Annotated in this window: 8 protein-coding genes and 1 other RNA gene; 4 read left to right on the top strand and 5 right to left on the bottom strand. The window is 68.5% G+C overall.

Going from position 1 to position 9,436, the window contains the following annotated elements; translation table 11 throughout:
- The first annotated feature begins 13 nt into the window (after nt 1–13).
- Nucleotides 14–2,053 (top strand): acyltransferase family protein, encoded by a 2,040-nt coding sequence (locus D0Y85_RS03240; protein WP_117309525.1) that lies wholly within the window; start codon nt 14–16, stop codon nt 2,051–2,053.
- A gap of 4 nt (nt 2,054–2,057) precedes the next feature.
- On the opposite strand, the gene D0Y85_RS03245 is transcribed toward D0Y85_RS03240, so the two are convergent.
- The 4 genes from D0Y85_RS03245 to D0Y85_RS03260 all read right to left on the bottom strand — a co-directional run bounded on the left by D0Y85_RS03245 (nt 2,058) and on the right by D0Y85_RS03260 (nt 6,310).
- A complete protein-coding gene (locus D0Y85_RS03245) occupies nt 2,058–3,443 on the bottom strand; it encodes an FAD-linked oxidase C-terminal domain-containing protein (RefSeq protein WP_117309526.1) in 1,386 nt (461 codons plus the stop codon).
- Nucleotides 3,440–4,120, bottom strand: a complete 681-nt coding sequence (locus D0Y85_RS03250; RefSeq protein ID WP_117309527.1) for a metal-dependent hydrolase — start codon at nt 4,118–4,120, stop codon at nt 3,440–3,442. The genes D0Y85_RS03245 and D0Y85_RS03250 overlap by 4 nt, the downstream gene beginning before the upstream one ends.
- Before the next feature lie 110 nt (nt 4,121–4,230).
- A complete protein-coding gene (locus tag D0Y85_RS03255) occupies nt 4,231–4,599 on the bottom strand; it encodes a YraN family protein (RefSeq protein ID WP_205420727.1) in 369 nt (122 codons plus the stop codon).
- Nucleotides 4,589–6,310 (bottom strand): penicillin-binding protein activator, encoded by a 1,722-nt coding sequence (locus D0Y85_RS03260; protein ID WP_117309529.1) that lies wholly within the window; start codon nt 6,308–6,310, stop codon nt 4,589–4,591. The genes D0Y85_RS03255 and D0Y85_RS03260 overlap by 11 nt, the downstream gene beginning before the upstream one ends.
- 81 nt (nt 6,311–6,391) lie before the next feature.
- On the opposite strand from D0Y85_RS03260, the gene rsmI reads away from it, so the two are divergent.
- Entirely contained in the window at nt 6,392–7,210 is an 819-nt protein-coding gene (gene rsmI, locus D0Y85_RS03265) for a 16S rRNA (cytidine(1402)-2'-O)-methyltransferase (protein WP_117309530.1), read from the top strand.
- A 189-nt stretch (nt 7,211–7,399) separates the two neighbouring features.
- Nucleotides 7,400–7,751, top strand: an RNA gene (rnpB, locus tag D0Y85_RS03270) — RNase P RNA component class A.
- 158 nt (nt 7,752–7,909) lie between these two features.
- On the opposite strand, the gene D0Y85_RS03280 is transcribed toward rnpB, so the two are convergent.
- Nucleotides 7,910–8,662: an NRDE family protein gene (locus tag D0Y85_RS03280; protein WP_117309532.1), complete on the bottom strand. Its 753-nt coding sequence runs from the start codon at nt 8,660–8,662 to the stop codon at nt 7,910–7,912.
- Nucleotides 8,663–9,031: 369 nt separating this feature from the next.
- Here D0Y85_RS03280 and D0Y85_RS03285 point away from each other — a divergent pair, with 369 nt between their 5' ends.
- The gene (locus D0Y85_RS03285; protein ID WP_189914854.1) at nt 9,032–9,433 is read left to right on the top strand and encodes a division/cell wall cluster transcriptional repressor MraZ; all 402 of its coding nucleotides are present in this window, start codon (nt 9,032–9,034) and stop codon (nt 9,431–9,433) included.
- Nucleotides 9,434–9,436 lie beyond the last annotated feature (3 nt).

Raw genomic sequence — 9,436 nt, forward strand, 5'->3', positions numbered from 1 at the left:
GATTGTCCATTGAATGACTGCGCCAGCGCTGGCCATGCTGCCCGATCGCTCGCTGACGGTCGCCCGCATGCTTCACCCCGAACGCTCCCACAACGCTGCCATCGATGGCCTGCGTGCACTGGCCGTGCTGGCCGTCATCGTCTTCCATGCGAACGCGGCGTGGCTGCCCGGTGGTTTCACCGGGGTGGACCTGTTCTTCGTGGTCTCCGGCTTCGTGATCAGCCAGTCGCTGGCATCGCGTGCAGGCATGCCATTGGGTGCGCTGCTGCTCGATTTCTACCGGCGTCGCGTGCTGCGCCTGTTGCCGGCGCTGCTGGTGATGCTGATGGCCACCTTCGTGCTGTCGGCGCTGTTCATTCCCCGCGCCTGGCGCAACGAGCAGTTCGACCAGACCGGCTGGGCGGCGCTGGTGGGTTTCAGCAACGTGGTACTGGCCGGCCAGCAGGATGACTACTTCTCGCCCGGCGCGGAACTCAATCCGTTCCTGCACACCTGGACACTGGGCGTGGAGGAGCAGTTCTACCTGGTGTTCCCGCTGCTGTTCTTCGTCTGGTTGCGCGGCCGCGACCGCTGGCCGTGGTCGCGTGTGCTGTTGCCGGCGCTCACGGTGCTGTCGCTGGCGTGGGCGGCCTGGCAGGCGCAGGCCGCCCCGGCGGCGGCGTTCTATCTGCTGCCGTCGCGGTTCTGGGAACTGGCGGCCGGTGCACTGTTGTACCAGTGGATGAGCACGCGCAGTCCCGGCAAGCGCGGGGATGTGCTTGCACTGCCCGGCCTGGCCCTGCTGCTGGCGGGCGTGCTTGTCGCGCCGCAACTGGCGATGCCGGTGCCGGGTGTGCTGGCCACGGTGGTCGGCACCCTGCTGCTGTTGGCGGCGGTAGCCGGGCATGGCCAATCGCGGGTCGGCGGCGCCCTCGGCTGGGCACCGCTGTCATACCTGGGGCGCCTGTCGTATTCGCTGTACCTGTGGCATTGGCCACTGCTGGTGCTGCTGCGCTGGACCTACGGGCTGCAGGGCGCTGCGCTGTGGCTGTATCCGGTGCTGCTGCTGGCCGTGTCGGCCGCGTCCTACCATTACGTTGAACGTCCGCCGCGCAGCGCGCTGCCGCTGTTGCGGCTGGCGCCGGCGAAGGTGCTGGCGATGGCGCTGCCGGTGGTGGCGCTGTGCGGCGCCGGTGCCTGGGCGACGGTGGAGTACCACGAGCAGATCTCGCTCAGCGTCACCCGTGATGGCTACGCATGGCAGGCGCGTCGCTACCCGGCGTGGCGACCGCTGGAGCCGGTGGGCGCACCGGCGCTTGAAGGGCGACGCCTGTTTGTTGTGGGCGACTCGCATGCGGCGGCCTACCGCACGATGACCAGCATGGTCGCGCGACAGACCGGGATGGAGATCCGCCAGGAGGATCGCGGCGGCTGCAGCTTCGTCAATCTGCTGCGGGCCAGCCCGGCCGACTGCCAGGACTTCATCGAGGACAGCCTGTCGGCCATCGAACGCGACGCGCGCCCGGGTGACATCGTGTTGCTGGCGGCGCTGCGCATGCCGGAGCTGCGTGGGTTCGACTGGCAGCACAAGGATGAGCAGCAGGTGTACCGGCAATTGCTGGCCGAGCGCACGCCCACGCATGCGCAGGCGGCACGCGATGAAGCCGATCGTGTGTTGGGCCGCCTGCAGCGGTTGGGCGTGCACGTGGTCATCGATGCACCGCTGCCGCTGTTCAAGGCCGGGGCCTATCGCTGCTCGGACTGGTTCAACCGTAGCAATCCGGCGTGCGCCGGTGGCCTGAGCATGTCGCGCGCGGATCTGCAGCGGCTGCGTGCGCCGCAGATGGCACTGCTGGCCGAACTGGCCGCGCGCTACCCGTCATTGACCGTGTGGGATCCGCTGCCGCTGCTGTGCGGGCCGGATACCTGCTCGGCGGTGCAGGACGGTGAACCGCTGTTCTTCGACAACGATCACCTGAGCGGGCATGGCAACCGCGTGCTGTTGCCCAGCTTCCGCCAGCTGCTGATTGATCTTGCCGACGATGGCGCTACAGGCGCACCTCCACCAGCGTAATTCCCTATGCCGGCGGCAGCACCTTGCCCGGGTTGAGGATGCCATCCGGATCCAGCGCGGCCTTGATCGCGCGCATCGCCGCCAGCGTTTCCGCGGTGAACGCCTTCGCCATGAAATCACGCTTGGCCAGGCCGATGCCGTGTTCGCCCGACAGCGTGCCACCCAGCGCCAGCGTCAGTTCGAAGATCTTCGGCAGCGCGGCATGCGCGCGTGCGTTCTCGTCGGCATCGTCCGGGTGGTACAGGATGTTGACGTGCAGGTTGCCGTTGCCGGCATGGCCGAAGGTGACGATGGTCAGCGAATAGTCGCGGGCCAGTACCTGTACGCCAGCCACCAGATCGGGGATGCGCGATACCGGTACCACCACGTCCTCGTTGATCTTGCCCGGGGCGACGCTGCGCAGCGCGGGTGACAAGGCCTTGCGTGCGGCCCACAGCTGGTCGCGCGCGCGGCCTTCCATCGCCACGTCCAGTGCGATCATGCCGTCACCTTCGGCGGCGGTCGCCAATGCCTGCAGCAGGTAGGGCAGGGTGTCGTGGTCGCCATCGGCTTCCACCAGCAACATCGCGCCAGCCTCGGGTACGTCGGCACCGTTGAGGCGCAGCAGCTCCAGGCTGCGTGCGTCCATGAATTCCAAGCGCGTGGGAACGACCGGCTGCGACATCAGCCGCGAGACGGCAGAGGCGGCCGCGTCGGCATCGCGGTACAGCACACGCAGCCCGGCCTGGCTGACCGGCAGCGGGGTCAGCTTCAGCGTGGCTTCCACGATCAGCGCCAGCGTGCCTTCGCTGCCGACCAGAAGATGGGTCAGGTCGTAGCCGGTGGCGTCCTTGGTGTAGGCGCCGCCACAGCGGATCACTTCGCCGGTACCGGTCACCGCCACCAGGCCCAGCACGTTGTCGCGGCTGGTGCCGTACTTCACCGCGCGCGGGCCACCGGCATTGCACGCCAGGTTGCCGCCGATGCTGCAGATCTCGGCGCTGGAGGGATCCGGTGCCCAGAACAGGCCGTGCGGTGCCAGTGCCTGCTGCAGCGTTCCGTTGAGCACGCCCGGCTGCACCACCGCGCAGCGGTCACCGGCGCGGATCTCGAGGATGCGGTCCATGCGGGTGAACGACAGCACGATGCTGCCGGGCAACGGCACCGCAGCGCCGGTGGTGCCGGTGCCCGCACCGCGCGCGACCAGGGCCACGCCATGCGCGCGGCAGGCACGCACCAGCGCCTGCACCTGTTCGATGTCTGCCGGCAATGCCACCGCAGCCGGGCGCTGGTGGCGCCACGAATTGTCCTGAGCGTTCGCCTCCAGTGCGCCGTCATCCATGCGCCAGCCGTCGCTGCCCAGCAGGGCGGACAGTTCGGCAACCAATGCGGAGGGCAGGGCAGTACTCATGACAGATCTCGTGGGGCAGCGGGGGCGGGGTGAATCAGTTTCCAGGCGATGACAGCGCCGGCCAGCGGCAGCCACACCCAGCGCAGTTCCGACAGCAGGGTGGCCAGGCCGCGCGCGCTGAAGAACTGCGGCGCGAACGGCGATACGCGGATCGGCCGCCAGGGCGCGAAGAAGCGGTGGTCGCTCCAGGGCCAGGCCAAGGCAACGCCAAGGCCGCCGGCGGTCAACGCATCCAGCAGCGGATGGCTGGCGGCGCAGACGAACACGAACGCCGCCGCTTGTAGGATCGATGTCACCGTTGGCCCTGCCTTGGTAGGTGCCAACCTTGGTTGGCACGAAACCGCCGACCAAGGTCGGCGACTACGGGAGCTGTCTGGCGCCGACCAAGGTCGGCGACTACCGGAGCTGAGCGGCGCCGACCAAGATTGGCGGCTACCAAAGAACGCCAACATCGCCGCCAGCACGGCCAGCACCAGGGCAAACAGCAGCGAGTGGCTGGCCCCGCGATGGCCGAACGCATCGGCGTAGGGAATGTGCAGGGCAAACGCGAGTACATCGGCGTCGGGCAGCACCGCCGCGATCACGCCGGCGCCCAGCAGGCGTGGCGGAATGCGGCCGCGATCAGCAGCGCACCACAACGCCAGTGGCACCGCCGCGTGGGTGATGATCGAAGGCATCAGTCACGCACCGTGGTAGTGCCGGCCAGGCTGCGCTCTGGTAGGTGCCAACCTCGGTTGGCACAGAAGCGCCGACCAAGGTCGGCCTCTACCAGAGCGGACGGTAGCCATCAGCAATCATCCAACCGGAACGCGTCGCGCAGCCAATGCAGCTGCGGTGGCTTGCCCGTGGCTTCAACCACGTCGAAGCGGCAGGGCGCGTTGGCCACGGCGGGATGGTCCTGCAGGTACAGCTGTGCAGCATGCACCAGCCGTCGGCATTTGCGCGGATCGACCGAGGCCGCGCCGCCACCGAAGTCCTGTCGCGCGCGGTAGCGCACTTCCACGAACACCACGGTGCCAGCGTCATCCATCACCAGGTCCAGCTCACCGCCGCGATAACGCACGTTGCGTGCGCGCGGCCGCAACCCGGCCTGCTGCAGATGCTGCTCGGCGGCGGCTTCCACCGCCGAGCCACGTTGCAGGTGCTCAGCGACCACCGGCGATCGGCATCGGCCGGCCACCGCTGAAGGTCGACCATGCCGGCTGGCGCAGGATGTTGCCGTTGCTGTCCAGGTACAGCGTGCCGGTGGCGCCGTCCAGGCCGCCTTCGGTGGCCAGCTTGTCCAGGTAGGCGCTGATCTTCCACGCATCGGCGCCGAAGGCGAACAGGCGGCTGGCGGCGCCGCGCGCGCTGGGCAGGGTCTGCGCGACCTGGGCAGCGGACGGCACGCCGGACACGCTGCGCACGTTCCAGGCTTCGTTCGGGTAGATGATGCCATCCAGCGCCACGTCTTCTTCGACCTTGCCGCTGCCGGTGGTCAGCTGCGAGGTACCCACGCGGGTGGCACCACCGGCACCGGCCAGCGCCAGTTGCGGGGCCAGCAGGCGGGCCTGCGGCGCACGTACGGCCAGGAACACCGCATCGACCGCGCCGGCGTTGCGCACCTGCGCGCTGACATCCCCCACCGTTTCGCTGACCGCGATGGTGGCGGCGACGCTGCCGCCACGCTGGGCAAAGCGCTGGGTGAAGGCGGCTGCGGCACGGCGGCCGGTGTCGTCGCTGCTGTTGATCACCAGCGCCTTGCTGCGCTCGCGGCCACGCATGTATTCGGCGGCGACGATGCCGTCGTCCTCCGGTGCCAGCGAGAAACCGGCGCTGCCGGCGGGCGGTGCATCCTTGCCGCGGTTCAGGCCGAGCACCGGCACCGGCAGCTGCTGGCGGCCGTACACGGCATCCACCTCGTCGCGGCCGAGCGGGCCGACCACGAAGTCGGCGCCGGAAGCCACGGCCTTGTCATACGCGGCCAGCGCACCGGCCGGGGTACCGGCGGTGTCGAAGAAGTTGACCTCCGGACGACGGCGGGTTTCGCCGTAGTAGGCGCTGAGCAGGCCATCGCGCACCGGCTGTGCGGCGGTGGCCAGGCGGCCGCTGAGCGGCAGCAGCACGGCCAGCTTGGCCGGCGGGCGGTAGCCATCGCTCATCGCCGGCGGGCGCTTGCTGGTGTCGAACTGGGCGGCGCCATCGCGATCGAACGGGCGCGGCAGCGGCAGGCCGCGGGCAATCAGCGCACGGCCTGCAAAGTTGTAGAGCGGGTCATTGGCCGGCAAGGCGGCGGCGCGGCTGCGCAGGGTGGCGTCGTCGAGCGTTCCGAGCAGGCCGGAGATGGCAGCCTGGTTCTCGCTGCGCGCGGTGCCGGCCAGGCCGGCATGCGCACGGGCGCGCTCGCCAGCGGCGCCGAAGGCATCGCCGGTGGCCTGCAGGGCATTGGCACGGGCCAGGTACCAGCGCGTGCGCAGGCTCGGGTGCACGTTGTCGCCATGATCCTTCAGCAGGGCCAGTGCCTGTGCCGGCTGCTTGTCGGCCAGCGCCAGCTCGGCGCTGGCCAGCTGGTAACGCTGCAGGCTGGCGCCGGTCAGCTGGCGGGCGGTCACCTGGCCCAGCAGGCTGCGCGCGCGTGCGCTGTCGCCGGCCAGGTGCCAGGCCCAGGCCGCATCGGCCTGCGCGTTGCTGCGGGCACCGCCACGCAGGGTTGCGGCCAGCGCTTCCAGTTGCAGGGCGGCGTCGCGCGGCTTGCCTTGTTCAATCAGCGCCAGCGCCTGGCTCTGGGCCGGCGATTCGGGCGTGCTGACGAGGCTGGTGGTGGCACAACCGGCCAGCAGCATCAACGACAGCGACAGGGCAGAGATGCGTGCGGCGGGCTTGTTCATGATCGGGTCCATGCGATGAGGGCAGCGGCCTTGGCCAGGTACACGCTAGGATTCTACCCTTGCCCCGTGAGTACCGCTGAAATGAGTGTCCCAACCCTGTATGTCGTCGCCACGCCGATCGGCAACCTGGCCGATCTGAGCCCGCGCGCGCAGGACGTATTGCGTTCGGTGGCGGCCATCTGCGCCGAGGACACCCGCCGCAGCGGCCAGTTGCTGTCGCATTTCGGCATCCAGCAGCCGCTGGTGGCCCTGCACGAACACAACGAAGAGGCCCTGGCCCAGCGCCTGGTGGCGCGGCTGCAGGCGGGCGAGTCGCTGGCGCTGGTCAGTGATGCCGGCACCCCGCTGGTCAGCGATCCGGGCTTCCGGCTGGTGCGTGCGGCGCGTGCTGCCGGCATCAAGGTCAGCCCGGTTCCCGGTGCCTGCGCGGCCATCGCTGCGCTGAGCGTGGCCGGCCTGCCCAGCGACCGCTTCAGTTTCGAGGGTTTCCTGCCGGCCAAGGCCAGCGGCCGCCGCGACCGCCTGCAGGGGCTGGCCGGCGAAGTGCGCACGATGGTGTTCTACGAATCCTCGCACCGCATCACCGAGTCATTGGCCGACATGGCGGCGATCTTTGGTGGCGAGCGCCCGGCCGTGCTGGCGCGCGAACTGACCAAGCTGTTCGAGACCGTGCTCGATGGCGACCTGGCCGGGCTGCTGGCGCAGGTGGAAGCCGATGACAACCAGCGCAAGGGCGAGTTCGTGGTGATGGTGCAGGGCGCTGGCGACGATGCCGAGGCGCAGCTGGCACATGGCCGGCACGTCTACGCAAAGCTGAGCGAGCACCTGCCGCCGTCGACCGCGGCCAAGCTGGCGGCCGAGTTGACCGGCGCACCGCGCAAGGCGTTGTACGGCCGGTAGCGCCGGGCCATGCCCGGCGAGCGCGTAGCGCGGCATCCAACGGCCGCCGGGCATGGCCCGGCGCTACCGAAGCGATCCAACCATGCCCGGCGAGCGCGTAGCGCGGCATCCAACGGCCGCCGGGCATGGCCCGGCGCTACCGGAGCGCGGCGGGCAGGAACCGCTCATGTACGCTAGAATGCGCGCGGCGGAGTCGGCCAGACAGTCGCGTCATCCCTTCGGGGGTGCCGAGGAAAGTCCGGGCTCCATAGGGCAAGGTGCCAGGTAACGCCTGGGCGGCGCAAGCCGACGGAAAGTGCAACAGAAAGATACCGCCTACGTCTTCTTCGGAAGGCCGGTAAGGGTGAAATGGTGCGGTAAGAGCGCACCGCGAGTCTGGCAACAGACCGGTACGGCAAACCCCACCTGGAGCAAGACCAAATAGGGATCCATTGGCGCGGCCCGCGTTGGATCCGGGTAGGTTGCTTGAGCGTTGCGGCGACGCAACGCCTAGAGGAATGACTGTCCACGACAGAACCCGGCTTATCGGCCGGCTCCGCCCCTTCATTCCATCCACGCCCATCCACGCATGGCGTGGATGTACCAATCGCGATCCACGCACGGTGTTTGGATCCGGTAGTGCCGGCCGCTGGCCGGCAACCGCGTGACCTGCCCGAAGATGCAGAGGTTGCCGGCCAGCGGCCGGCACTACCGTTCCAGTCAGAAGATGACGTGACCCTGTCCGCTGGGTACACCCTGCGGACCAAAGCGGCGCTCATGGATTTCGCCGTGGCCGTTGGCATCAATCAGTAGCACCGTGCTGGCGCGGGTGCCGTAGTCGTCGCCGCGGATGAAGGCGGGGCTGAGCCAGCGTTCGCGTTCCAGGCCGATGCCGGTATCGGGCAGGTCGCTGTCGACCGGGCGATGTTCATCGGCCAGGGCCTGCCACAGCGGGTCAAGCGAGTCGGTATCGGCCGCCAGCCAGGACGACAGCGCATCCATCAGCCGCCGGGTCTTCGGCCAGGGCGCATCAAGCGCGCCGTTGGACATGCCGTGCACGCCCGGGCCAAGCGTCTGCCGTTCGGCCGGGTGGTTGCCCAGGTACTCCAGGCTGTGGCCATCGGCCAGCAGCAGGTTGAACGGGGCATAGGCAGCGGAGATCCCGGCCAGGCGTTCTATATGCCTATCTGCCGGATCGCGGCCACGCAGGTAATCGGCCACCAGGGCGCCACGCGATGGCCCAGTCTGGGACGCCTGTGGATCGCGGACATTGGTCACCACCGCCATCCGGCCGCCGGCCCCCACCCCGGCCCAGCCGCCGCCGGAGCGCAGGTCGCGTCCGCCGATGACCGATGTCCCGTCCTGCCAGGGGGCCAGGGCCGCGGTCGGTCGGGCGTGGAACTCGTCACGGTTGCCGGCCATCACCAGCCGCCAGCGCGGGTGGTGCAACCAGCCAATAGCAAGCAGGCACATGGCGCCATTGTGCCCGGTTTGCGCAGTGGGACGTCGCTTTCGGGCCGTTGTGGATGAATGCGCAGCCCATGTTTCACGCGCCCTCCACACCCCTGAACTTCCGTTCAATCTCAAAAATTGAGACGGATCAGCAACTTGTGGATAAACCTTGAACAACTCTCTAAACATCGGCGCAAACCATTGATGCGGCTGGCGATTTCCCTGCTGAAAAGTTGTTGACAACCCTTGGGCCGCTGCTAAGGTGGGCATCAGAGGGAAATCCGGGTGTTTTGTGGATTTTCGTGGTTCAATGTTTCACCGGGCGAAGGATAAGGTGCAGGCGTCGTGTTCCAGGGCGAGACGGCCATCACAGTTGACGACAAAGGACGCATGGCGGTTCCCACCGCTCACCGCGACCTGGTTGCGCGCGTCAGCAACAACCGTCTCGTGTTGACCTACAACCCCTTCGAGTCAGGCTGCCTGTGGCTGTATGCCGAGTCGGAGTGGGAGCGGGTGCGCGACGACGTCATGTCCAAACCCAACACACAGCGCGTCGTCCGTCTGCTGCAGCAGAAGCTGGTCGGTTCAGCCGCCCACCTGGAGCTGGACGGCAACGGTCGCATCAGCATTCCCGCCAGCCACCGCGGTGCGGTGGGCATTGAGAAGAAGGCGGTATTGCTCGGTATGGGCGACAAATTCGAATTGTGGAGCGAGCAGGCGCATCGGGCCCTGATCCAGCAGACGTTGTCTGACGAGGATCTGGGTGATGGGTTGCTCGACCTGAAGTTGTGAGCC

Origin of the sequence: Stenotrophomonas sp. G4 (genome assembly GCF_003428825.1) — a bacterium.
GTDB lineage: Bacteria > Pseudomonadota > Gammaproteobacteria > Xanthomonadales > Xanthomonadaceae > Stenotrophomonas > Stenotrophomonas indicatrix.

Bases quoted from the DNA above. Each gene is read 5' to 3' on its own strand.
- D0Y85_RS03240 (WP_117309525.1), top strand. From the start codon at position 14: ATGACTGCGCCAGCGCTGGCCATGCTGCCCGATCGCTCGCTGACGGTC.
- D0Y85_RS03245 (WP_117309526.1), bottom strand. From the start codon at position 3,443: ATGAGTACTGCCCTGCCCTCCGCATTGGTTGCCGAACTGTCCGCCCTG.
- D0Y85_RS03250 (WP_117309527.1), bottom strand. From the start codon at position 4,120: ATGCCTTCGATCATCACCCACGCGGCGGTGCCACTGGCGTTGTGGTGC.
- D0Y85_RS03260 (WP_117309529.1), bottom strand. From the start codon at position 6,310: ATGAACAAGCCCGCCGCACGCATCTCTGCCCTGTCGCTGTCGTTGATG.
- rsmI (WP_117309530.1), top strand. From the start codon at position 6,392: ATGAGTGTCCCAACCCTGTATGTCGTCGCCACGCCGATCGGCAACCTG.
- D0Y85_RS03280 (WP_117309532.1), bottom strand. From the start codon at position 8,662: ATGTGCCTGCTTGCTATTGGCTGGTTGCACCACCCGCGCTGGCGGCTG.
- D0Y85_RS03285 (WP_189914854.1), top strand. From the start codon at position 9,032: ATGGCGGTTCCCACCGCTCACCGCGACCTGGTTGCGCGCGTCAGCAAC.